19 protein-coding genes are annotated in these 25,298 nt (G+C 58.9%); 16 read left to right on the forward strand and 3 right to left on the reverse strand.

Going from position 1 to position 25,298, the window contains the following annotated elements; translation table 11 throughout:
* Positions 1–87 precede the first annotated feature (87 nt).
* From AC07V4_RS22085 to AC07V4_RS22135, 11 genes are all read left to right on the forward strand, one after another.
* Positions 88–2,889, forward strand: coding sequence for an LPS assembly protein LptD (locus tag AC07V4_RS22085; RefSeq protein ID WP_492634832.1), 2,802 nt, complete (start codon positions 88–90; stop codon positions 2,887–2,889).
* Positions 2,864–4,204 carry a peptidylprolyl isomerase gene (locus tag AC07V4_RS22090; RefSeq protein WP_492634833.1) on the forward strand — a complete coding sequence of 447 codons (1,341 nt, stop codon included), beginning with the start codon at positions 2,864–2,866 and terminating at the stop codon, positions 4,202–4,204. The genes AC07V4_RS22085 and AC07V4_RS22090 overlap by 26 nt, the downstream gene beginning before the upstream one ends.
* On the forward strand, positions 4,201–5,190 hold the full coding sequence (pdxA, locus tag AC07V4_RS22095; protein WP_492634834.1) for a 4-hydroxythreonine-4-phosphate dehydrogenase PdxA: 990 nt from the start codon (positions 4,201–4,203) through the stop codon (positions 5,188–5,190). Before AC07V4_RS22090 ends, pdxA begins: the two co-directional genes overlap by 4 nt.
* Positions 5,187–5,999 (forward strand): 16S rRNA (adenine(1518)-N(6)/adenine(1519)-N(6))-dimethyltransferase RsmA, encoded by an 813-nt coding sequence (rsmA, locus tag AC07V4_RS22100; RefSeq protein WP_492634835.1) that lies wholly within the window; start codon positions 5,187–5,189, stop codon positions 5,997–5,999. The genes pdxA and rsmA overlap by 4 nt, the downstream gene beginning before the upstream one ends.
* Before the next feature lie 106 nt (positions 6,000–6,105).
* Positions 6,106–6,486: a Co2+/Mg2+ efflux facilitator ApaG/CorD gene (gene apaG, locus AC07V4_RS22105; protein ID WP_123717318.1), complete on the forward strand. Its 381-nt coding sequence runs from the start codon at positions 6,106–6,108 to the stop codon at positions 6,484–6,486.
* Positions 6,486–7,337: a symmetrical bis(5'-nucleosyl)-tetraphosphatase gene (locus tag AC07V4_RS22110; RefSeq protein WP_492634836.1), complete on the forward strand. Its 852-nt coding sequence runs from the start codon at positions 6,486–6,488 to the stop codon at positions 7,335–7,337. The genes apaG and AC07V4_RS22110 overlap by 1 nt, the downstream gene beginning before the upstream one ends.
* 9 nt (positions 7,338–7,346) lie before the next feature.
* Positions 7,347–7,676: a thiosulfate sulfurtransferase GlpE gene (glpE, locus tag AC07V4_RS22115; RefSeq protein ID WP_492634837.1), complete on the forward strand. Its 330-nt coding sequence runs from the start codon at positions 7,347–7,349 to the stop codon at positions 7,674–7,676.
* 285 nt (positions 7,677–7,961) lie between these two features.
* On the forward strand, positions 7,962–9,884 hold the full coding sequence (locus AC07V4_RS22120) for a PrkA family serine protein kinase (RefSeq protein ID WP_431753641.1): 1,923 nt from the start codon (positions 7,962–7,964) through the stop codon (positions 9,882–9,884).
* Between the two features lie 113 nt (positions 9,885–9,997).
* The gene (locus AC07V4_RS22125) at positions 9,998–11,269 is read left to right on the forward strand and encodes a YeaH/YhbH family protein (protein ID WP_017138057.1); all 1,272 of its coding nucleotides are present in this window, start codon (positions 9,998–10,000) and stop codon (positions 11,267–11,269) included.
* Positions 11,266–12,831: a SpoVR family protein gene (locus AC07V4_RS22130; RefSeq protein ID WP_010206982.1), complete on the forward strand. Its 1,566-nt coding sequence runs from the start codon at positions 11,266–11,268 to the stop codon at positions 12,829–12,831. The genes AC07V4_RS22125 and AC07V4_RS22130 overlap by 4 nt, the downstream gene beginning before the upstream one ends.
* Positions 12,832–12,894: 63 nt before the next feature.
* Complete coding sequence (locus tag AC07V4_RS22135; RefSeq protein WP_492634838.1) at positions 12,895–14,124, forward strand: multifunctional CCA addition/repair protein; 1,230 nt, start codon at positions 12,895–12,897, stop codon at positions 14,122–14,124.
* On the opposite strand, the gene folK is transcribed toward AC07V4_RS22135, so the two are convergent.
* Positions 14,119–14,637, reverse strand: a complete 519-nt coding sequence (folK, locus tag AC07V4_RS22140; RefSeq protein WP_492634839.1) for a 2-amino-4-hydroxy-6-hydroxymethyldihydropteridine diphosphokinase — start codon at positions 14,635–14,637, stop codon at positions 14,119–14,121. The two genes, AC07V4_RS22135 and folK, sit on opposite strands and share 6 nt — an antisense overlap.
* Positions 14,628–14,981, reverse strand: coding sequence for a dihydroneopterin aldolase (folB, locus tag AC07V4_RS22145; RefSeq protein WP_431753644.1), 354 nt, complete (start codon positions 14,979–14,981; stop codon positions 14,628–14,630). Before folB ends, folK begins: the two co-directional genes overlap by 10 nt.
* A 74-nt stretch (positions 14,982–15,055) precedes the next feature.
* On the opposite strand from folB, the gene plsY reads away from it, so the two are divergent.
* Positions 15,056–15,625, forward strand: coding sequence for a glycerol-3-phosphate 1-O-acyltransferase PlsY (gene plsY, locus AC07V4_RS22150; RefSeq protein ID WP_492634840.1), 570 nt, complete (start codon positions 15,056–15,058; stop codon positions 15,623–15,625).
* Positions 15,626–15,658: 33 nt separating this feature from the next.
* Here the strand turns inward: plsY and tsaD are convergent, their stop codons facing one another.
* Complete coding sequence (gene tsaD / locus AC07V4_RS22155; protein WP_492634841.1) at positions 15,659–16,684, reverse strand: tRNA (adenosine(37)-N6)-threonylcarbamoyltransferase complex transferase subunit TsaD; 1,026 nt, start codon at positions 16,682–16,684, stop codon at positions 15,659–15,661.
* 202 nt (positions 16,685–16,886) lie between these two features.
* Here tsaD and rpsU point away from each other — a divergent pair, with 202 nt between their 5' ends.
* The 4 genes from rpsU to AC07V4_RS22175 all read left to right on the forward strand — a co-directional run bounded on the left by rpsU (position 16,887) and on the right by AC07V4_RS22175 (position 25,290).
* Entirely contained in the window at positions 16,887–17,102 is a 216-nt protein-coding gene (gene rpsU, locus AC07V4_RS22160; protein ID WP_002551877.1) for a 30S ribosomal protein S21, read from the forward strand.
* Positions 17,103–17,536: 434 nt separating this feature from the next.
* A complete protein-coding gene (dnaG, locus tag AC07V4_RS22165) occupies positions 17,537–19,507 on the forward strand; it encodes a DNA primase (protein WP_431753650.1) in 1,971 nt (656 codons plus the stop codon).
* A 67-nt stretch (positions 19,508–19,574) separates the two neighbouring features.
* Complete coding sequence (gene rpoD / locus AC07V4_RS22170; protein ID WP_492634842.1) at positions 19,575–21,425, forward strand: RNA polymerase sigma factor RpoD; 1,851 nt, start codon at positions 19,575–19,577, stop codon at positions 21,423–21,425.
* Between the two features lie 121 nt (positions 21,426–21,546).
* Positions 21,547–25,290, forward strand: coding sequence for an EAL domain-containing protein (locus AC07V4_RS22175; RefSeq protein WP_492634843.1), 3,744 nt, complete (start codon positions 21,547–21,549; stop codon positions 25,288–25,290).
* Positions 25,291–25,298: the final 8 nt, after the last annotated feature.

A 25,298-nucleotide genomic window follows, 5' to 3' on the forward strand; every position in this document is an offset into this window, starting at 1 on the left:
TTATTATCACGCATCTTTTTCAGACCATCGAGAGGCGTGCGGCCCAAACCGCGGGCAGATGGCACGCAGGAAGCCCGGACTAATAAGATGGCATTGAAATCCCCCGCGTTTCGTAGAAAATTTCCGTTGCTGGTAACCGGCAGTCTGCTGGCCATGCAACCTTTCGCCACCTCATTCGTGGTCGCCGCGGAACAGTATGACTGCTCAGTCTCTGCTTCGGGTGCCTGGGATTGCGCGCCGAAGACCGCCGCCGCCCCATTGCCACCGCGCCCGGTGCATGATGGCTCGGCCATCAGCTCGGCCAACGGTACGCCACAGGGCGAAGCCGGCGGCAGCGCCAACGCCGAACCCAAGACCATGCTGGTTACCGAGTCCAAGGGCCGTGGCCTGCGTTCGCGCAGCGCCGACTACAGCCACTTGGACTGGGTGCCTCGCGATAAGCTCACCGCAGCCCAGTTGGCCGAAACCGGCCCTTATTGCGGTGGTGCGTACATCGAGCCGACTCGTCCTGGCATGAACGACAAGACGGACAAGAGCGACGCGCCGACCTTCATCGGCGCCAAAGCCTCTCGCTATGAGCAGGAACAGCAGATCGCAACCTTGGCCGGTGACGTCGTCATGCGCCAGGGCAGCATGCAGTTGGAAGCTCAGGAAGCCAGCCTGTATCAGGCAGAAAACCGTGGCGAGCTGAACGGCAACGTTCGCTTGCGCGACAACGGTGCCCTGATCGTCGGTGACCATGCCGAGGTGCAGCTCGACACCGGTGCAGCCCAGATCGACAACGCCGAATACGTGATGCACAAGTCACGCATCCGCGGTAACGCGCTGTACGCCAAGCGTGCAGAGAACGCGATCATCCGTCTCAAGGACGGTACGTACACCACTTGCGAGCCAGACAGCAACGCCTGGCAGCTAAAGGGCAACAACATCACGTTGAACCCCGCCACCGGTTTCGGTACGGCGACCAACGCGACGTTGCGGATCAAGAACATTCCGATCCTCTACACCCCTTACATCTATTTCCCGATCGACAACCGTCGTCAATCCGGCTTCCTGCCGCCGAGCTTCAGCACCGGCAGCGAAACCGGCTTCACTCTGGTTACGCCGTACTACTTCAACCTGGCACCGAACTACGACGCCACGTTGTACCCGCAATACATGACCAAGCGCGGTTTGTTGATGGAAGGCGAATTCCGCTACCTCACCAAGTCGAGTGAAGGGCAGTTTGGGGGGGCGTACCTGAACGACGAAAACAACGAACGCAGTGGGCAGACGGACTCCGAAAAAACTCGGTACATGCTCAACTGGCAGCATAAGGGCGGTTTGGACTCTCGCTTGCTGCAACAAGTCGACTACACCAAGATCAGTGACCCGTACTACTTCCAGGATTTGAAGTCCTATGAGGAAGGTGTCGAGAGTCGTGACTTTGTTAACCAGCAGGGCTCCCTGACCTATCGTGGCGACACTTATCAGGCGCGTCTGAACGTCCAGGCTTACCAACTAGCGACCGTTGCACAGTTCACGCCATACGACCGCTTGCCGCAGGTAACCTTCAACGGGGCACTGCCGTATCATCCTGGCGGGCTGGACTTCGCGTATGAAACCGAAGCGGTGCGGTTCGAACGAGATCTCCAGAAGGGTAACTACACCGACGAGAACGGGGTAGTAACTTCCCGTCTCGATAACAACGTTCTTGGTCTGAACCGCGCCAATGGCACACGCCTGAACGCGGCGCCGAGCGTATCGCTGCCATTGAACTGGACCTACGGTTTCATTACCCCAAAACTCAAGTACGTCTATACCAAGTACGATCTTGATCTGGACAGCACCGGCAAGAACGATCTGTTAGTCAATCGATTGGGCGCTTCGGCGCTGGGTGAGTCGTTCAATAGCTCCCAAGACCGTGCAGTACCTATTGCCAGTATCGACAGCGGCCTCTACTTCGACCGCAACACCCAATGGTTTGGTAGTAACTACCGTCAAACCCTGGAACCACGCCTGTTCTATCTCTATGTACCTGAGAAAGACCAGAAGGACATTCCAGTATTCGATTCCAGCGAAACTCCATTCAGCTTCGACTCGCTGTTCCGCGACAATCGCTTCACTGGCGGTGACCGTATCGGCGATGAAAATAAACTGTCGTTGGGCCTGACCAGTCGCTGGATTCAGGACGATGGTCTTGAGCGTCAACGTATCAGTATCGGCCAGGCCGTGTACTTCAAGGATCGTGAAGTTCAATTGCCAGGTGTTGACGCGGCTACCCGCGACGATGCCCACGAAAACGTTTCGCCGATCGCCCTGGACTACTCGTTCCGCTTCAACCGCGACTGGCGCGCCACAGCTGACTACAACTGGGACCCAACCAGCCACAGTCCACGCTCCGGCAGCGCGATGTTCCACTATCAGCCGGAAGACAACCCGAACAAGGTCATCAACGTTGGTTATCGCTATCGCAACGACCAGGTGGTCTACAACCAACTAACGGGTAAATGGCAGTTTGGCGGCGACTATGGCAGCCCATCGGACCCATCCACGTTCATCAAGGATTACTACAAAATCCAGCAACACGACTTCTCGATGATGTGGCCGATCGTTCCCCAGTGGAACCTGATCACCCGCTGGCAGTATGACTATGCCCGTAACCGCACCCTGGAAGCGTTCGGTGGTTTCGAGTACGACAACTGCTGCTGGAAACTGCGTGTCATCAACCGTTACTGGGTTTCCAACGACGAATATACCCAGATCGCCCCCCTTAACGAAAAGGGTGACCACGGGCTCTTCTTCCAGATCGTCCTCAAAGGACTCGGCGGCCTGACCGGCGCCAAGGTAGAGAGCTTCCTCGACAAAGGCATTCAAGGTTATCGTGAACGTGAAGATCAAGCTTTCTGATTGTCTGCGCCCGCTAGTGCTGGGCGCGCTGTTCCTGAGCACCGTATCGGCACACGCTGCCGTGCAACAGCTGGATAAAGTAGCGGCCATCGTCGATAACGACGTGATCATGCAAAGCCAGCTGGACCAACGGGTCAAGGAAGTTCAGCAAACCATCGCCAAGCGTGGCGGTGGTGTACCGCCGACCAGCGTCCTGGAACCCCAGGTGCTGGAGCGCCTGATCGTTGAGAACCTGCAGCTGCAGATCGGCGAGCGCTCCGGCATCCGCATCTCGGATGAAGAGCTGAACCAGGCCGTAGGCACCATCGCTCAGCGCAACAACATGAGCATTGATCAGTTCCGCGCCGCCCTGGCTCACGATGGCCTGTCCTATGAGGACGCTCGTGACCAGATCAAGCGTGAAATGATCATCAGCCGTGTGCGTCAACGCCGTGTGGCCGAGCGGGTTCAAGTGTCCGAGCAGGAAGTGAAGAACTTCCTGGCTTCCGACTTGGGCAAGATGCAGCTTTCCGAAGAACTGCACCTGGCCAACATCCTGATCCCGACACCGGACAGCGCCAGCGCCGAACAGCTCAACGCTGCAGCCGCAAAAACCCAGGCTGTTTATGACCGCCTGAAGGCGGGCGCTGACTTTGCTCAGACCGCCATTGCCGTGTCCGGCAGCGATAACGCACTGGACGGTGGTGACATGGGCTGGCGTAAAGCCGCTCAACTGCCACCTCCGTTCGACCGTGAACTCAGCGCAATGGAAGTGGGCGGTATCACACAACCTGCCCGTACACCTGGCGGCTTCATCATCCTCAAGTTGCTGGGCAAGCGCGGCGGCGAGACTTCGCTGAAAGACGAAGTTCATGTTCGCCACATTCTGGTCAAGCCAAGCGAGATCCGCACCGAAGCCCAAACCAAGGAACTGGCCCAGAAGATCTATGACCGCATCGAAGGCGGTGAAGACTTCGCCACCCTGGCCAAGAGCTTCTCGGAAGATCCAGGTTCCGCACTTAACGGCGGCGACTTGAACTGGATCGACCCGAAGGCACTGGTGCCGGAGTTCCAGGAAGTGATGGCCAAGACCCCGCAAGGCGTCCTGTCCAAGCCGTTCAAGACCCAATATGGCTGGCATGTGCTGGAAGTCCTTGGCCGTCGCGCCACTGACAACACCACCCAGGCTCGCGAGCAACAAGCCCTGACCGTGTTGCGTAACCGCAAATACGACGAAGAGCTGCAGACCTGGCTGCGTCAGATCCGTGACGAAGCTTACGTTGAGAACAAGCTGTCAGGCGCCGAGCAAACAGGCACCGACCAGGCAGCCCAGTGAAACCCCAGCGTTTCGCGCTGACACCCGGCGAGCCGGCCGGCATTGGTCCTGACCTGTGCCTGCTGCTCGCCTCGCAAGCCCAGCCACACCCCCTGATTGCCATTACCAGCCGCGATCTGCTCCTTGAGCGGGCCGCGCAGCTGGGTGTGGTTGTCAGTTTGCTGGACGTGGCGCCAGGCAACTGGCCCGACCTGCCCGCCCCTGCTGGCAGCCTGTATGTGTGGGATACCCCGCTGCTGGCCAAAGTGGTGGCCGGGCAACTGAACAAGGCCAATGCGGCCTTTGTGCTGGAAACCCTGACCCGTGCCGGGCAAGGCTGCATTGATGGCGATTTCGCCGGCATGATCACTGCCCCTGTGCACAAGGGTGTGATCAACGAGTCCGGTATCGCTTTTTCCGGTCATACCGAATTCCTCGCTGAACTGACCCACACCGCTCAAGTCGTGATGATGCTGGCTACTCGCGGCTTACGCGTTGCGTTGGTAACGACGCATCTGCCACTGCGTGATATTGCGGACGCCATCACCGCCGAACGCGTGGAGCGTGTTACACGCATCCTGCACACCGACCTGCAACAGAAATTCGGCATCGCCCAACCGCGTATCCTAGTCTGTGGGCTCAACCCCCACGCCGGCGAAGGTGGGCACTTGGGCCATGAAGAAATCGACATCATTGAACCGACATTAGAGCGTTTGCGCCAAGAAGGCATGGACCTGCGTGGCCCACTGCCTGCAGACACTCTGTTTACCCCCAAATATCTGGAGCACTGCGACGCAGTGCTGGCGATGTACCATGACCAGGGGCTGCCCGTGTTGAAATACAAAGGCTTCGGCGCCGCAGTCAACGTGACACTGGGCCTGCCGATCATCCGCACCTCCGTAGACCATGGCACCGCCCTGGACCTGGCGGGCAGCGGCAAGATCGATACCGGCAGCCTGCACGTGGCCCTGGAAACCGCCTATCAGATGGCCGAGACCCGTATATGACTGAGCACTACCAACACCGGGCGCGCAAGCGCTTCGGGCAGAACTTCCTGCACGACGCCGGCGTGATCGACCGTATCCTGCGCTCCATCCATGCCAAGCCCGAAGACCGCCTGTTGGAAATCGGTCCGGGCCAAGGCGCATTGACCCAAGGCCTGTTGGCCAGCGGCGGTCAACTGGACGTGGTTGAGTTGGACAAGGACCTGATCCCGATCCTCAACCAGCAGTTTGCCGGCAAACCCAATTTCAACCTGCACCAGGGCGACGCACTGAAGTTCGACTTCAACAGCCTCAATGCGGCGCCCAACAGCCTGCGTGTTGTCGGCAACCTGCCGTATAACATCTCCACGCCGCTGATTTTCCACCTGCTGAACAACGCCAGCATCATCCGCGACATGCACTTCATGCTGCAAAAGGAAGTGGTTGAGCGTTTGGCGGCAGGCCCAGGCGGTGGCGACTGGGGTCGCCTGTCGATCATGGTCCAGTACCATTGCCGCGTAGAGCACTTGTTCAACGTCGGCCCTGGAGCGTTCAATCCGCCGCCGAAGGTCGACTCGGCCATCGTGCGACTAGTGCCGCACGCCGTACTGCCGCACCCGGCCAAGGACCATCGCCTGCTGGAGCGCGTGGTACGTGAAGCATTCAACCAGCGCCGCAAGACCTTGCGCAATACGCTCAAGGCGCTGCTGAGCAATGCCGAAATCGAAGCAGCCGGCGTCGATGGCAGCCTGCGCCCCGAGCAACTGGACTTGGCCGCGTTCGTGCGCCTGGCCGACCAGCTAGCCATTCAACCAGCACCGACTGCGGACTAAAGCCAGAGGTGCATCGGCCGGACGGCAAGTCTGGCCTATGCACCGCCTCATGGCCTAGACTGATCCGCATCTGCCGTCCTCCGCTTTTGCTTTTAAGGCCTCTCGCATGTCCGATCCTCGCTACCAGATCGACGTCAGCGTCGTCACCCGCTTCCTCGCGGACCAATCGCAACCTGAACACAACCGTTTTGCCTTTGCCTACACCGTCACGGTGAAGAACAACGGGCTGGTGCCGGCCAAACTGCTGTCGCGCCACTGGGTGATCACAGACGGCGACGGTCAGGTAGAGGAAGTGCGCGGTGCGGGCGTTGTCGGCCAGCAACCCTTGATCGACAGCGGCGCCAGCCACACCTACAGCAGCGGCACGGTCATGACCTCCAAGGTCGGCACCATGCAAGGCTCGTATCAAATGAAGGCCACCGACGGCCAACTGTTCGACGCCATCATCGCGCCCTTCCGTCTTGCGGTGCCGGGAGCTCTGCACTGATGGCAACCTACGCGGTCGGCGACCTGCAGGGCTGCCTGGAGCCTCTCAAGTGCCTGCTTGAACGAGTGAACTTCGACCCGGTGAACGATCGCCTGTGGTTGGTGGGTGACTTGGTCAACCGTGGCCCACAGTCCTTGGAAACCTTGCGCTATCTCTATCGCTTGCGCGACTCGCTGGTGTGCGTACTGGGCAACCATGACCTGCACTTACTGGCGGCCGGCAACAACATCGAGCGCCTGAAAAAAGGCGACACCCTGCGGGAAATTCTCGAAGCACCGGATCGTGCCGAGCTACTCGACTGGCTGCGCCGGCAAAAGCTCATGCATTACGATGAAGGCCGCAACATGGCGCTGGTCCATGCGGGTATCGCGCCCCAGTGGTCGCTGAAAAAAGCACTCAAATGTGCCGCCGAAGTGGAAACCGCGCTGGCCGACGACAACCTCTACACCGCCTATCTCGATGGCATGTACGGCAACGAACCGGTGAAGTGGGACAACGACCTCACCGGCGTTACCCGTCTGCGAGTGATCACCAACTATTTCACACGCATGCGCTTCTGCACCGCCGAGGGCAAGCTGGACCTCAAAAGCAAAGAAGGCGTCGACACCGCACTGCCCGGATACAAGCCTTGGTTTGCCCATAAAGAACGCAAGACCCGCGACACGAAGATCATCTTCGGTCACTGGGCAGCCCTGGAAGGCAAGTGCGAAGAACCTGGCGTGTATGCCCTCGACACCGGTTGCGTGTGGGGCGGCGCCATGACCTTGATGAACATCGACACCGGCGAACATCTGAGCTGCCGGTGTGAGTCCCCTCTTTCCGTAACACTGCCGGCCACCGCCAAGCCATAGGAGCCCGCCATGAGCGAATTCAAACGTATCCCTCCCGAACAAGCCCAGGCCCTGCGCACGAAAGGTGCCGTAGTGGTCGACATCCGTGACCAGCCGACTTATATGGCCGCCCACATCACCGGCGCCCAGCACCTGGACAACGTCAACATCGCCGACTTCATTCGCGCTGCCGACCTCGACGCGCCCGTGATCGTGGCCTGCTATCACGGCAATTCCAGCCAGAGTGCCGCCGCCTACCTGATCAGCCAGGGCTTCTCCGACGTCTATAGCCTGGACGGCGGCTTTGAGCTGTGGCGTACGACTTATCCTGCAGAAATTTCTTCTGGCGATTCGCAATAATTTTTTTCACACCCCGCTACCCCGCGTGAAGCTTGGGCTCGCGCCGTTTCTGACGAACGGCGCAGCCAAACTAATTACGCATCGCGCCTTGACCTCCCGGATTCCGAACTATCCTTAAGCGCAGGCCATCCGAATCAGGGGAGAGCCGGTACACCGGCGTGCGGGTCATCGGTAGCGTTTCAGGGTGTTCTGGGGGGAAAACAGCCATTGGCGTCCGCCAATGTCTGCCAGCATCGACTGATTGATCCGGCGTCGGCTCCACGTATCGAGCGAGGTGACGACGTCATGAGTATTTTCAGCCACTTCCAACAACGCTTCGCATCCACACAGCAGGAAGAACTCACGCTGCAAGAGTATCTTGAGCTGTGCAAACAGGACCGCAGCACCTACGCATCTGCCGCCGAGCGCCTGCTGTTGGCAATCGGCGAGCCGGAGTTGATAGACACCTCGAACAATTCGCGCCTGTCGCGGATATTCTCCAACAAGGTGATCCGCCGCTACCCGGCCTTTGAAGACTTCCATGGCATGGAAGAATGCATCGACCAGATCGTCTCCTACTTCCGCCATGCCGCCCAAGGCCTGGAAGAGAAGAAACAGATCCTCTACTTGCTCGGCCCGGTCGGCGGCGGCAAGTCGTCCCTGGCCGAAAAGCTCAAACAATTGATCGAGAAAGTGCCCTTCTACGCCATCAAGGGCTCACCGGTATTCGAGTCGCCCTTGGGCCTGTTCAACGCCACAGAAGATGGCGCGATCCTCGAAGAAGACTTTGGCATCCCACGGCGCTACCTCAATACCATCATGTCGCCCTGGGCCACCAAGCGCCTGTCCGAGTTTGGTGGGGACATCAGCCAGTTCCGCGTGGTGAAGCTCTACCCGTCGATCCTCAACCAGATCGGCGTAGCCAAGACCGAACCGGGGGATGAGAACAACCAGGATATTTCGGCCCTGGTCGGTAAAGTCGATATCCGCAAACTCGAAGAATTCCCTCAGAACGACGCTGATGCCTACAGCTACTCTGGCGCGCTGTGCCGGGCCAACCAGGGCCTGATGGAGTTCGTGGAGATGTTCAAGGCGCCGATCAAGGTGCTGCACCCACTGCTCACCGCCACCCAGGAAGGTAACTACAACAGCACCGAAGGCCTGGGCGCGATTCCGTTCACCGGTATCCTGCTGGCCCACTCCAACGAATCGGAATGGCACACCTTCCGCAACAACAAGAACAACGAAGCCTTCATCGACCGGATCTACATCGTCAAAGTGCCGTACTGCCTGCGGGTCAGCGATGAGATCAAGATTTACGACAAGCTGCTGTTCAACAGCTCCCTGGCCAAGGCCCATTGCGCGCCTGATACCTTGAAGATGCTGGCGCAGTTCACCGTGCTATCGCGCCTCAAGGAGCCGGAAAACTCGAATATCTATTCGAAGATGCGCGTATACGACGGCGAAAACCTCAAGGACACCGATCCCAAGGCCAAGTCGATCCAGGAGTATCGCGATACGGCTGGCGTGGACGAAGGCATGAACGGCCTGTCGACGCGCTTTGCGTTCAAGATTCTCTCCAAGGTCTTCAACTTCGACCCTCACGAGATCGCCGCCAACCCGGTGCACTTGCTCTACGTGCTCGAACAACAGATCGAACAGGAACAGTTCCAGGCCGAAACCCGCGAACGCTACCTGCGCTTCCTCAAGGAATACCTGGCGCCGCGCTACATCGAGTTCATCGGCAAGGAAATCCAGACCGCCTATCTGGAGTCCTACAGCGAGTACGGCCAGAACATCTTCGACCGCTACGTGCTGTACGCCGACTTCTGGATTCAGGACCAGGAATACCGCGATCCGGAAACCGGAGAAATCCTCAACCGCGTGGCACTCAACGAGGAACTGGAAAAAATCGAGAAACCCGCCGGTATCAGCAATCCGAAGGACTTCCGCAACGAGATCGTCAACTTCGTGCTGCGCGCCCGCGCCAACAACAACGGCAAGAACCCGACCTGGCTCAGCTACGAAAAGCTGCGGGTGGTCATCGAGAAGAAAATGTTCTCCAACACCGAGGATTTGCTGCCGGTCATCAGCTTCAACGCCAAGGCCAGCAAGGAGGACCAGCAAAAACACAACGACTTCGTCACACGAATGGTCGAGCGTGGCTACACCGACAAACAGGTACGGCTGCTCTCTGAGTGGTATCTGCGGGTTCGCAAATCGCAGTAAGGCAGCGACGGGCGCACGCTGCCAGGCCACCGGCCTGGCAGCCGACCGCTTGTCTCTAAGCTTCCAGCTCGCGGCTTGAAGCTTGTAACGTGAAGCTGCCCGGAGGGCTCCCCATGAGCTATGTGATCGACCGACGCCTCAATGGCAAGAACAAGAGCACGGTAAACCGCCAGCGTTTCCTGCGGCGTTACCGTGACCACATCAAAAAGGCCGTTGAAGAGGCCGTCAGCCGCCGCTCCATCACCGACATGGAGCATGGCGAACAAATCAGTATTCCTGGAAGGGACATCGACGAACCGGTGCTGCACCATGGCCGTGGTGGCAAGCAAACCGTCGTACACCCGGGCAACAAGGAATTCACCACCGGCGAACATATCCAGCGCCCCCAAGGCGGAGGCGGCGGCAAAGGCCCGGGAAAAGCCGGTAACTCCGGCGAAGGTATGGATGAGTTCGTGTTCCAGATCACCCAGGAAGAATTCCTCGAGTTCATGTTCGAAGACCTGGAGCTGCCCAACCTGGTCAAGCGCAACCTGACCGGCACCGACACCTTCAAGACCGTGCGCGCCGGCATCAGCAACGAAGGCAACCCTTCGCGCATCAATATCATCCGTACCCTGCGTTCGGCCCATGCCCGGCGCATTGCCCTGTCAGGCAGCAGCCGCGCCAAATTGAAGGAAGCCAAAGAGGAACTGGCACGCCTGAAGCGTGAAGAACCAGACAACTTCGGCGATATCCAGCAAATCGAGGCGGAAATAGAGAAACTTAGTGCGCGCATTCACCGTGTGCCGTTTCTCGACACCTTCGACCTCAAGTACAACCTGTTGGTGAAACAGCCCAACCCCAGCTCCAAGGCAGTGATGTTCTGCCTGATGGACGTCTCCGGCTCCATGACCCAGGCCACCAAGGACATCGCCAAACGCTTCTTCATCCTGCTGTACCTGTTTCTCAAGCGGAACTACGACAAAATCGACGTGGTGTTCATCCGCCATCACACCAGCGCACGTGAAGTGGACGAAGAAGAGTTCTTCTACTCCCGGGAAACCGGCGGCACCATCGTGTCCAGCGCACTGAAGTTGATGCAGGAGATCATGGCGGAACGCTACCCGGCCAACGAGTGGAACATCTACGCCGCCCAAGCCTCCGACGGCGACAACTGGAACGATGACTCGCCCATCTGCCGCGACATCCTGATCAACCAGATCATGCCGTTCGTGCAGTACTACACTTATGTTGAAATCACCCCCCGTGAGCATCAGGCCCTGTGGTTCGAATACGAGCGCATCGGCGAAGCCTTTGCCGATACCTTCGCCCAGCAGCAACTGGTCTCGGCCGGCGATATCTACCCGGTCTTCCGTGAACTCTTCCAGCGCAGGTTAGTGACATGACCGCCAAAAAAGAGCAAAAACGCCAACCCATTTCCACGGGCTCCGAGTGGACCTTTGAACTGATCCAGGCCTATGACCGGGAAATCAGCCGTATCGCGGCCGGTTATGCGCTGGACACCTACCCCAACCAGATCGAGGTCATCACCGCCGAGCAGATGATGGATGCCTATGCGTCGGTGGGCATGCCTTTGGGCTATCACCATTGGTCCTATGGCAAACACTTCCTCAGTACCGAGAAATCCTACACCCGCGGCCAGATGGGACTGGCCTACGAGATCGTCATCAACTCCGACCCGTGCATCGCCTACCTGATGGAAGAAAACACCATCTGCATGCAGGCACTGGTAGTGGCCCATGCCTGCTACGGGCATAACAGCTTCTTCAAGGGCAATTACCTGTTCCGTACCTGGACGGATGCCAGCTCAATCATCGATTACCTGGTGTTCGCCAAGCAGTACATCATGCAGTGCGAAGAGCGCCACGGTATCGACGCGGTAGAGGATTTGCTCGACTCCTGCCACGCCCTGATGAACTACGGCGTCGACCGCTACAAACGCCCTTACCCGATCTCCGCCGAAGAAGAACGCCTGCGCCAGAAGGAACGCGAGGAGCATCTGCAGAAGCAAATCAACGACCTGTGGCGCACCATCCCCAAGCGCGCCGGCAAAAACAGCGACAAGGATAATGCGCGCTTCCCCGCCGAACCTCAGGAAAACATCCTTTATTTCCTGGAGAAACACGCTCCGCTGCTTGAGCCGTGGCAACGGGAAATTGTGCGTATCGTGCGCAAGATTGCCCAATACTTTTACCCACAGCGCCAGACCCAGGTAATGAACGAGGGCTGGGCAACATTCTGGCACTACACCTTGATGAACGACCTGTACGACGAGGGCCTGGTCACCGACGGCTTCATGATGGAGTTCCTCACCTCCCACACCAGCGTGGTGTTCCAGCCGGGCTTCGATAGCCCGTACTACAACGGCATCAATCCCTATGCACTCGGCTTTGCCATGTACCGCGATATCCGCCGCATGTGCGAGCACCCCACTGAGGAAGACCGCCGCTGGTTCCCGGAGATCGCCGGCAGCGACTGGTTGTCGACCATCAAATTCGCCATGAGCAGCTTCAAGGATGAGAGCTTCATCCTGCAGTACCTGTCACCCCAGGTGATTCGCGATCTCAAGCTGTTCAGCATCCTCGATGACGATCTCAAGGATGACCTGGTGGTGCCGGCCATCCACGATGAACCAGGTTACCGCACCATCCGCGAAACCCTGGCGGCGCAGTACAACCTGGGCAATCGTGAGCCTAACGTGCAGATCTACAGCATTGACGTACGCGGCGACCGTTCGCTGACCCTGCGCCACCAGCAACACGATCGCAAACCCTTGGGCGAGTCCACTGAGGAAGTGCTCAAACACCTGCACCGGCTGTGGGGCTTCGACATTCACCTCGAAACCCTGCAAGGCGATCAAGTGATGAAGACTCACCATGTGCCGCCCCGTACCGATCACAACGACAACGACTACGGCCGCCTGGACCTGGCCGTCGTTCATCTCTGAAACGGCAAAGCCTCCATTGGTCAGGCACAGGCGGTATCCTGTGCCGCTAATGGAGGCTTTTTCATGAAAATCTACAAAGTCGGCGGTGCGGTGCGTGACCGCCTGCTGGGCATCAAAGTCACCGACATCGACCGCGTGGTGGTCGGTGCGACCACTGAAGAAATGCTCGCCAAGGGCTACAAGCCGGTAGGCTCGGACTTCCCGGTGTTCCTCGACCCGAAAAACGGCGACGAATACGCGCTCGCCCGCACCGAACGCAAGAGCGGCAGGGGTTACGGTGGCTTTGTATTTCACGCCAGCCCCGAGGTCACGCTGGAAGAAGACTTGATCCGCCGCGACCTGACCATCAATGCCATGGCAGAGGACGACGACGGCAACCTGACCGATCCTTATGACGGCCAGCTTGATCTTGAGGCGCGTATTCTACGCCACGTTTCCCCTGCATTCGCCGAAGATCCCCTTCGAGTCCTGCGTGTTGCCCGCTTCGCTGCGCGCTACGCCCCTTTGGGCTTCACCGTTGCACCGCAAACCCTGGAGCTGATGCGCCAACTCAGCGAATCCGGCGAACTGGAAGCCCTGACCCCGGAGCGCAGCTGGAAAGAAATCTCCCGCGCACTCATGGAAGATCAGCCCCAGGTATTCATCCAGGTACTGCGCGATTGCGATGCGCTGAAAACCTTGATGCCGGAAGTGAACGCACTGTTCGGTGTCCCACAACCCGAAGCCCATCACCCTGAAATCGACACCGGCATACACACCTTGAGTGTTCTGGAACAGGCGGCCTTGCATCAGCAGCCACTGACCGTGCGCTGGGCCTGCCTACTGCACGACTTGGGCAAAGGCACCACACCTGTGGATAAGTTGCCGCAGCACATTGCCCATGAACACCGGGGTTTGAAGCTGATCAAGGCCGTCAATGAACGCTTCAAAGTGCCAAGGGATTGCCAGGAGCTGGCGCTGCTGGTCGGCCAATATCACACCCACGGGCATCGTGCGCTTGAGCTGAAAGCCTCGACATTGCTGGAGTTACTACAAAGTTTCGACGTTTACCGTCGGCCGCAGCGATTTGAAGAGTTTGTTGTGGCGTGTGAAATGGACGCCCGAGGCCGCAAGGGTCTGGAACAGAGAAGTTATCCACAGGCGGATTACTTGCGCGGAGCAGCGAAGGCTGCGCGCGAAGTGGCGGTGGCACCACTACTGGAGAAGGGCTTCAAAGGCCCAGAGCTGGGCGAAGCGCTCAAGCACGAGAGGTTGAAAACGCTGAAAGCCTACAAGGAACAGCACGCCCTATAGGAGCGTGCTCGGAGTCAACTGCTGGCCCTGCCATTCGAACCCGACAGGGGCCAGCACTTGGTCGATCCGGGTGTCGCGCCACAGCTCAGCCAGGGTCTTGCCCGCCTCAGGATGCACGCGATCCGGAGCCATCAACGACAGCGGCCACAACACAAAGGCGTTTTTCAGGATCTCGGCACGCGGCAGGATCAAACCATCGAAGTTGCCCACCAACTCGCCATACAGCAGCACGTCGATATCCAGCGGCAGGCCCTTGCGATCCGGTGCATAGCGACCATTGTCGGCCTCGATGAATTTCAACCGGCGGTCCAGCTCCATCAACGGCAGGTCGGTATGCGCCGACACCACCAGGTTGAAAAACGGTCCGCTCTTGATACCCACCGGCTGGCTTTCGAACACCGCCGAACAACGCATATCGACCAAGAACCCCGCCAGCGCATCCAGGCCGGCGCAGAGGTGAGACTCGCGCTCGATATTGCTGCCAAGGCCAAGGTAAACCTGAGTTAGCGACATCCGCGCTCGATCTCCACGCCCACGCCCCTGGCGGCCGGCACGGCACCCGGCTTGGTCAATTTGAGGTGCAGCCAGGGAATCTGAAATTCGCTCATCAGCACTTCGGCCAGACGCTCGGCAAAGGTTTCCACCAGCTGGAATTGGGCGTGCTCGGCAAAGGCCTGGATACGCGCCGATACGCTGGCGTAATCCAGTGCCAGGGTCAGGTCGTCACCCGCCGCAGCTGGGCGGTTATCCCAGGCGAAGCTCAGGTCCAGGCGCAGGCATTGCTTGATGCCGCGCTCCCAGTCGTAGGCCCCGATCACGGTGTCGACTTCCAGGCCCTCGATAAACACTCTGTCCAAGCACTCTTCTCCGCAGCACGACAAGGGCGCGATGCCCCGTTAGAATCAGGGCGTCCTCGCCCGGAATAGTTAGCATGTTTTGGTCACTGGCGATTCTCGCCTACCTGCTCGGCTCGCTGTCCTTCGCCATTTTGCTCAGCCGCCTCACGGGAAATCCCGACCCGCGAATGAGTGGCTCAGGCAATGCCGGCGCCACCAATATGTTGCGTCTGGCCGGCAAGAAACTCGCCGTACTGACGCTGCTTGGGGATATCTGCAAGGGCCTGTTTCCCGTGCTGATCGCCAGCTTTGTCGGCCTTTCCCTGCAACAGCAAGCCTGGGTGGGCGTGTGTGCCGTCCTGGGCCATCTGTTTCCGCTGTACTTTCGCTTTCGCGGCGGCAAAGGCGTCGCTACAGCGGCGGGCATGCTACTGGGGATCTACCCACCAGCGGCGTTGTTGGCCGTACTGGCTTGGTTATTGACCTTCTATCTGACCCGCACCAGCTCACTGGCAGCCCTGATCGCCACACCGCTCACCCTGCCGTTGCTGGCCTGGCAAGAACCTGCGGCGCTGTTGCCGATGAGCGTGCTGACACTGCTGATCGTCTGGCGCCACCGCGGCAATTTACGCGACCTGTTTGCCGGGCGCGAACGGCATTTTTAAATACCGTCGATGAGCCCGGCTCACGCTGCCCCCTTACAACGGTGAAAGCTGCTCCATCGGCCAACGTGCCTGCACACTGATCGCCAGGCTTTCATGCTGCCCGGCCTGCAAGCGCTGGCAACCGGCATAGGCGATCATCGCGCCGTTGTCGGTGCAGAACTCGGGGCGCGCGTAAAACACGTCGCCCTTCATGTCGCCAAGCATTTTTTCCAGCGAGGCACGCAGGGCCTTGTTGGCGCTGACGCCGCCAGCGATCACCAGGCGCTTCATACCCGCCTGTTTCAGGGCGCGCTTGCACTTGATGGTCAAAGTCTCCACCACGGCCTGCTGGAACGCCAGCGCAATGTCGCAACGGGCTTGCTCACTGTCGTCCCCGGCGCTGACGCTTTGTTGCCAGGTATTGAGTGCCGAGGTTTTCAAGCCACTGAAGCTGAACATCAAGCCAGGGCGATCACACATCGGACGCGGGAAGGTATAGCGACCCGGTACGCCCTTTTCGGCCAGACGCGCGATTTCCGGACCACCGGGATAGTTGAGGCCCATCATCTTCGCGGTTTTGTCGAAAGCTTCACCGGCAGCGTCGTCCAAAGATTCGCCCAACAGGGTGTATTGGCCAATGCCATCGACCTGAACCAGCTGCGTATGGCCGCCGGAAACCAACAAAGCGACGAACGGGAACTCTGGCGGTGTTTTTTCCAGCATGGGGGCCAGTAAATGGCCTTCCATATGGTGCACACCGAGGGCCGGAATGCCCCAGGCGAAGGCCAGCGCTTGCGCACAAGAAGCCCCCACCAGCAGGGCTCCAACCAATCCTGGGCCGGCAGTGTAGGCAATAGCGTCGATCTCGGTCGGCACGCAGCCAGCCTCATCCAACACCTGGCGAATCAACGGCAGCATGCGTTTGACGTGATCGCGGCTGGCCAGCTCCGGCACTACACCGCCATAAGCACGATGCAGGTCTATCTGACTGAACAGTGCATCGGCCAAAAGCCCGCGTTCACTGTCGTAAAGTGCGACACCGGTTTCGTCGCAGGAGGTTTCAAGTCCCAGTACTAGCATGGGTTTGCGCCTTGTAGAGGCTGAATTCGAAGGCGCGCATAATAGTCGTCACTCCCCCTCCCGACTAGCGGTTTTCGATCAGAGGCTTTGCATTCCGGGCAATGAGGGGTTAACATCCGCAACCCTTAAAAACCGACGACCTCAGCCGCGAATTTTTTGCGACGAGAACGTTGATCCCGGTAATGAAAGAAGGTAGCTCTGGATGCCAGCCGTCAAAGTTAAAGAGAACGAACCCTTCGACGTAGCTCTGCGTCGTTTCAAGCGCTCCTGCGAAAAAGCCGGTGTACTGGCTGAAGTTCGTAGCCGCGAATTTTACGAGAAGCCAACTTCTGAGCGTAAGCGCAAAGCAGCAGCCGCTGTTAAGCGTCACGCCAAGAAAGTTCAGCGCGAACAGCGCCGCGCCGTTCGTCTGTACTAATACACAGACGTTCGTAGCAAGCTTCTGCCAAGCCCGGCCCTCAGCCGGGCTAATGGCATTTGCGGATATCGCTTGATGCTTCACTGTTGACGCCGCACACGCGACCGAGACATTGTTTCACACGTCAGGACTGGCTCTTCTGCCAGCGGTGCACGTCTCTTCTGACGAGCCTAACAAGGCTACTGACGAGCACACTTATTTTTTAACAGACGATCAACTGTATCGGCTGCGCTCATCTTCCGAGGCCTTCCATGGGCCAAGACCGGAAACTCGGGCAACATTTCCAAGCCGAAGACTGATAGAAATTAACATCAGTGAATGCTCGGCAGATACACTTCCTGACAGCCCAATAGACGACAGCTGGTCGAGCCGCACAATTTGCGTGCCCGAGCACTTCGCGGGCTTCATTGACACGCAGTGATGACGAGAACGCCATGGCCGGGCTGATTCCCCAGAGCTTTATTGACGACCTTCTGAACCGCACCGACATCGTCGATGTTGTCAGCTCGCGCCTGCAAATGAAGAAGGCCGGTAAAAACTACACCGCCTGCTGCCCGTTTCACAAAGAAAAGACCCCGTCGTTCAGCGTCAGCCCCGACAAGCAGTTCTACTACTGCTTCGGCTGCGGCGCGGGTGGCAATGCCCTCGGTTTCATCATGGACCACGACAACCTGGACTTCCCCCAGGCCGTCGAGGAACTGGCGAAAGCCGCCGGCATGGAAATCCCCCGGGAAGAAAGTGGCCGCCCGCATAAGCCACGCCAACCCACCGATTCGCCGCTGTATCCGCTGCTGACCGCTGCTGCCGACTTCTATCGTCAGGCACTCAAAAGCCATCCGCAACGCAAGGCCGCCGTCGATTACCTCAAGGGCCGCGGCCTCACCGGTGAGATCGCCCGCGACTTTGGCCTGGGGTTCGCCCCGCCCGGCTGGGACAATTTGTACAAACACCTGAGCAGCGACACTCTTCAGCAAAAGGCCATGATCGACGCCGGGCTGCTGGTGGAAAACGCCGAGACCGGCAAGCGCTATGACCGCTTCCGCGATCGCGTGATGTTTCCGATCCGCGACAGCCGAGGCCGGATCATTGCCTTTGGTGGCCGCGTACTGGGGGACGACAAGCCCAAGTACCTGAACTCTCCGGAAACCCCGGTATTCCACAAAGGCCAAGAGCTTTACGGCCTGTTTGAGGCGCGCAAGAACAACCGCAACCTCGATGAAATCATCGTGGTTGAAGGCTATATGGATGTCATTGCCCTTGCCCAGCAAGGCCTGCGCAATGCGGTGGCGACCTTGGGCACAGCCACCAGCGAAGAACACATGAAACGCCTGTTTCGCGTGGTGCCCAGCGTTTTGTTCTGCTTCGACGGCGACCAGGCTGGCCGCAATGCCGCCTGGCGCGCGCTCGAAGCCACGCTGTCGAGCCTGCAGGACGGGCGCCGCGCGCGCTTTTTGTTTCTGCCCGAAGGCGAAGACCCGGACACCCTGGTGCGCTCCGAAGGCACCGACGCATTCCGCGCGCGCATCAATCAACATGCACAGCCGCTGGCAGACTATTTCTTCCAGCAACTGACCGAAGAAGCCGACCCGCGCTCCCTCGAAGGCAAGGCCCACATGGCCACCCTCGCCGCACCGCTGATCGACAAAGTGCCAGGCGCCAACCTGAAATCCCTGATGCGCATGCGCCTGCTGGAAATCACCGGATTGAGCGGCGAAGCCGTCAGCCAACTGGTGCACAGCGCGCCGCAGGACGCGCCGCCAGCCTATGATCCGGGCATGGATTACGACGCCATGCCGGACTATTCCGACTTCCATCAACCGCAGGAGGCCTACGCGCCCCAGCAGGAGTGGACACCGAAAAAGTCTGGCGCCGACGGTAAGAAATGGGAAAAGAAACCCTGGAGCAAGAATGGCAAACGCGGCGATCGCGATGAGGCTTACGCCCCGCGAACCCCCGTCGCCGTAGAAGCGCCGACGCTCATTGCGCTGCGCACGCTCATTCACCACCCGCAGCTGGCGGGAAAGGTCGAGAGCGCCGACCACTTTGCCAACGAAAGCAACAGCTATGCTCAGGTACTGATCGCCTTGATCGAGGCGGTCCAGAAAAATCCTAAGCTAAACTCAATTCAGTTGATGGCCCGTTGGCATGGCACCGAACAGGGTCGCCTGCTCAAAGCGCTTGCGGAAAAGGAGTGGCTAATTGACGGCGACAACCTTGAACAACAGTTTTTAGACACCATTACTAGGTTATCTGCGGGTCAGCACACGCAGACCCTCGATGAACTCATCAAGAAAGCAAGGCAGCCGGGTTTGTCGGCTGAAGAGCAAATTCAGATAGCAAAACAGATGCGCGACCTCTTAAAACAGAATGTTTCCGCATCAAACCCGACCTCAGCTGGCGTGTGAGGTCATAGCTCGGGTATAATCCTCGGCTTGTTTTTTGCCCGCCAAGACCTTCAGTGGATAGGGTGTTATGTCCGGAAAAGCGCAACAGCAGTCTCGTATCAAAGAGTTGATCGTTCTTGGTCGTGAGCAGGGTTACCTGACTTACGCGGAGGTCAACGACCACCTGCCTGAGGATATTTCAGATCCAGAGCAGGTGGAAGACATCATCCGCATGATTAACGACATGGGGATCAACGTATTCGAAGCTGCGCCAGATAAGGATTCCCTTATGCTGGCGGACGCCGATACCGACGAGGCTGCCGCTGAAGAAGCTGCTGCCGCGCTGGCTGCTGTGGAGACCGATATCGGTCGTACCACCGACCCTGTGCGCATGTATATGCGTGAAATGGGTACCGTCGAGCTGCTGACACGCGAAGGCGAAATTGAAATCGCCAAGCGTATCGAAGAGGGTATCCGTGAAGTGATGGGCGCAATCGCGCACTTCCCTGGCACGGTTGACCATATTCTCTCCGAGTACAACCGCGTTACCACCGAAGGTGGCCGCCTGTCCGACGTTCTGAGCGGTTATATCGACCCGGACGACGGCATTGCGCCGCCTGCCGCCGAAGTGCCGCCGCCTGTCGATGCCAAGGCTGCGAAAGCGGACGACGACTCCGATGACGATGACGCTGAAAGCAGCGGCGACGACGAAGATGAAGTCGAAAGCGGTCCAGACCCGATCATTGCAGCCCAGCGTTTTGGTGCGGTTTCCGATCAAATGGAAATCACCCGCAAGGCCCTGAAGAAGCACGGTCGCGCCAACAAGCAGGCGATTGCCGAGCTGGTGGCCCTGGCTGAGCTGTTCATGCCGATCAAGCTGGTGCCGAAGCAGTTCGAAGGCCTGGTTGAACGTGTTCGCAGCGCCCTTGAGCGCCTGCGTGCTCAAGAACGCGCAATCATGCAGCTGTGCGTACGTGATGCACGTATGCCGCGCGCCGACTTCCTGCGCCAGTTCCCAGGCAACGAAGTTGACGAAAGCTGGACCGACGCACTGGCCAAAGGCAAGGCAAAATACGCCGAAGCCATTGGTCGCCTGCAGTCGGACATCATCCGTTGCCAGCAGAAGCTGACCGCGCTTGAGACCGAAACCGGTCTGACGATTGCTGAAATCAAGGACATCAACCGTCGCATGTCGATCGGTGAGGCCAAGGCCCGCCGCGCGAAGAAAGAGATGGTTGAAGCGAACTTGCGTCTGGTGATCTCCATCGCCAAGAAGTACACCAACCGTGGCCTGCAGTTCCTCGATCTGATCCAGGAAGGCAACATCGGCCTGATGAAGGCGGTGGACAAGTTCGAATACCGTCGCGGCTACAAGTTCTCGACTTATGCCACCTGGTGGATTCGTCAGGCGATCACTCGCTCGATCGCCGACCAGGCCCGCACCATCCGTATTCCGGTGCACATGATCGAGACCATCAACAAGCTCAACCGTATTTCCCGGCAGATGTTGCAGGAAATGGGTCGCGAACCGACCCCGGAAGAGCTGGGCGAACGCATGGAAATGCCTGAGGATAAAATCCGCAAGGTATTGAAGATCGCTAAAGAGCCGATCTCCATGGAAACGCCGATTGGTGATGACGAAGACTCCCATCTGGGTGACTTCATCGAAGACTCGACCATGCAGTCGCCAATCGATGTCGCCACCGTTGAGAGCCTTAAAGAAGCGACTCGCGACGTACTGTCCGGCCTCACTGCCCGTGAAGCCAAGGTACTGCGCATGCGTTTCGGCATCGACATGAATACCGACCACACCCTTGAGGAAGTCGGTAAGCAGTTTGACGTAACCCGCGAGCGGATCCGTCAGATCGAGGCCAAGGCGCTGCGCAAGTTGCGCCACCCCACGCGAAGCGAGCATCTGCGCTCCTTCCTCGACGAGTGATACCAGAACCCCCGGCCCAGGCCGGGGGTTTTGCTTTCTACAGATAAAACACTCTGCAGCCCCCCTCCCCCGCAATGCCCGTCTACACTCGAAACATTCCCCGTGCCATAACGAGACCGTTATGCCCAGACTGCCGACCGTGTTACTGCTGTCGCTGCTGACCTGGACCGCAACGGCTGGCGCGTTGACTCTTTCTGATGATGAGCGTAGCTGGCTGGCGGACCATCAGGAGTTGCGCCTGGGCGTGGATGCCTCTTGGCCACCCTTCGAATACCGCGACGAAAATGGTCGCTACCAGGGACTGGCTGCCGACTATGTGCGCCTGATCCAGGACCGCCTGGGTGTGCGGATCAAACTGATTGAGCCTGCAAACTGGACCGCCGTGCTCGAACAGGCAAAAAACAACCAGCTCGACCTGCTGCCCGGCATCATGTCCACCCCAGAGCGGCAAAGCTACATGGCGTTCACGCGCCCTTATCTTGATTTCCCCATCGTCATCCTTGCCCATGAGGGCGGTGCGAAACCACGTGACCTCAAGGACCTCTACGGGCTGAAGATTGCCGTGGTAGAAAACTATGCCCCCCATGAACTACTGCGCACCCACCACCCCGACCTCAATCTGGTGGCCATGCCCAACGTCAGCTCGACCCTACAGGCCCTGGCCACCGACGAGGTGGATGCGGTGGTCGGCGATCTGGCGTCCAGCGTCTGGAGCCTGCGCCAACTCAAGCTGGATGGCTTATACGTCAGCGGTGAAACGCCCTACCGTTATCAACTGGCGATGGGCGTACCGCGGGATGAAAAAATACTGGTGGGTATTCTGGACAAGGTGCTCGCCGACCTAAGCCCCAATGAAACCGACGCCATCCAGCAACACTGGGTAGGCAGCGTCACCGACCACCGCACATTCTGGGCCGACTTGCTGATGTACGGCCTCCCCGCCGTATTGCTGCTGAGCACCGTGCTGGCCATCGTGATTCGGATCAATCGTCGGCTCAGTTCGGAAATTTCCCGCCGAGTCGCCCTGGAACAGGAACTGCGCAGCAGCGAGTACCATTATCGCGGCCTGGTCGAAAGCCTGTCGGCCATTGCCTGGGAAGCCAGCATCGCCGACTTCACGTATAGCTACGTGTCACCCCATGCCGAAGACCTGCTGGGTTATCCCCGCGCCCACTGGCTGATTCCAGGCTTCTGGCGCAACATCGTCCACCCTGCCGACCTGACACGCGCCGAAGCCTATTGCTACCGCGAAACCCGCGCCAACCGCGATCACAGTGTGGACTATCGCGTGATCACCGCCGACGGCCGCTGCCTGTGGGTGCGCGACATTGTCAGCCTGATCGAACATGGCCATGAGCCAGTGCTGCGCGGCCTGATGATCGACATCAGCGAGGCCAAGCGCACCGAAGAAGCACTGCAACTGTCCGAACAAAAGTTTGCCTCAGTGTTTCAGCAATGCCCTGACATGCTGGTGATCGCCCGGATGTCCGATGGCTGCCTGCTGGAGGTCAACAAGGCGTTCGAGGACCAGATTGGCCTTACAGCCGAAGAAGCCGTGGGCAAAACCGCCACCGAACTGAATATCTGGGGCATTCAAGGCGTCGGCCCCGACCTGCTGCAACGGGTACAGACCACCAGCATTCGCAATCTGGAGATGCCCTTCTTACGTAGCAATGGCCAGGCATTTACCGGGCTGATCTCAGCCGAGCCATTCCAACTCGACACCACCGCAGCACTGGTAGTGGTGGTACGTGACATCACCCAACTCAAGGAAACCCAACAGCGCCTGCAAACCTCCGAGGAGAAATTCGCCAAGGCGTTCCATGCCTCCCCGGACGGCTTGCTGTTGAGTCGTCAACGCGATGGCCTGTTGATTGAAGTGAACGAGGGTTTCAGCCACCTGACCGGCTTCACCAGCGCCACATCGCTCGACCAATCGACCCTGGACCTGGGCATCTGGGTCGACCTCAACGAGCGCAAGCACATGCTGGAACTGATGCAGCGCGACGGGTTTGTCCGCGACTTCATCTGCCACATCCGCCGCGCCGACGGCCTGATTCGCCTGTGCGAAGTGTCCAGTCGCCCACTGCCCATCGGCGATGAAGACTGCATGCTGACCATCGCCCGCGACATCACCGAACGCCAACAGATGCAGGAGAAACTGCAACTTGCCGCTACCGTGTTCGAAAGTACCGCAGAAGGCGTATTGATCACTGACATCCATCAGAACATCAGCGCCGTAAACCGTGCTTTCAGCGAGATCACCGGCTACAGCGAAGCCGAAGCCCTGGGGCACACCCCACGCCTGCTCGCCTCTGGGCTGCACGACAGCGCGTTCTATGCAGCCATGTGGCATCAGTTGACCGCCCAGGGTCACTGGCAAGGCGAGATTTCCAATCGCCGCAAGAATGGCGAGCTGTACCCCAGCTGGCTGACCATCAGTGCTGTGCGCAACCATGAGCAACTGATCACGCACTTTGTCGCGGTGTTTGCCGATATTTCCAGCCTCAAGCACGCCCAGGCACGCCTCGATTACCAGGCACACCACGATCCGCTGACCGGCCTGCCTAACCGTACGCTGTTTGAAAACCGGTTGCAGGCAGCGCTCAACAACCAACAGGGCACTGGCAATCAGGGCGCGGTTCTGTTCCTCGACCTGGACCGTTTCAAACACATCAACGATAGCCTCGGCCACCCCATCGGCGACCTGCTGCTAAAAGACATCGCCGTACGCCTCAAGGAGCAACTGCGCGATATCGACACCGTGGCGCGGCTGGGCGGTGACGAGTTCATCATCCTGCTGCCCGGCCTGCAACAAGCCAGCGATGCCGAGCATCTGGCCAACAAACTGCTTGCCTGTTTCACGCCGCCGTTCCAGGCCGGGGAGCACGAGTTCTTTATCAGTGCCAGCATTGGTACCAACTTGTACCCGCAGGACGGTACTGATGTCGCCACTCTGGTAAAAAACGCCGATGCTGCGATGTACCGCTCCAAGGCCAAAGGCCGCAACCGGGTCGAGAGCTATACCCGCGACCTTACCGCCCAAGCCAACGAGCGTGTGGCACTGGAGCACGAGCTGCGCCGAGCCATTGAGCGCAACGAACTGAGCTTGTATTACCAGCCTAAGCTGAGCCTCAGGACGCAAGAGCTGATCGGCGCTGAGGCCCTGATTCGCTGGCACCACCCCACCTTCGGCGACGTGCCTCCCGAGCACTTCATTGCACTGGCCGAAGAGAACGGTACGATCTTGCAAATCGGTGATTGGGTGCTGGAACAAGCCTGCCGCCAAATGCATGCGTGGAAAGACATCTTCGAGGACTTCGGCCCACTCTCGGTAAACCTGGCCGGCGCACAACTGCGTCATCCCAACCTGCTGGGGCGCATCGAACAGCTGCTGCGCGATTACCACCTGGAGCCGGGATGCCTGCAATTGGAGATTACCGAGAACTTCATCATGAGCCAGGCCGAAGAAGCGCTGGAGGTTCTGCACCAACTCAAACGCCTGGGCGTCCAACTGGCGATTGATGACTTCGGCACCGGGTATTCGTCCCTCAGCTACCTTAAGCGCCTGCCGCTGGACTTCCTGAAGATCGACCAGTCCTTCGTACGCGGCCTGCCCGACGACCCCCACGACGCCGCAATCGTGCGCGCCATCATCGCCCTGGGCCACAGCATGCAATTCACCATCATCGCCGAAGGCGTGGAAAACCCAGCGCAACAAGCCTTCCTCGCCGCCGAAGGCTGTGAGCAGATGCAAGGCTACATCGTCAGCTTGCCTATGCCTCCGGCGCTGTTTGCCGAGACCTTCCTTCGTATGCGCATTGAGGATTTTTCGGATGGCACAGTGGAGAAACCATCGTTATAATCCGCGAC

It is taken from the genome of Pseudomonas sp. GW821-FHT03A09 (genome assembly GCF_059421065.1).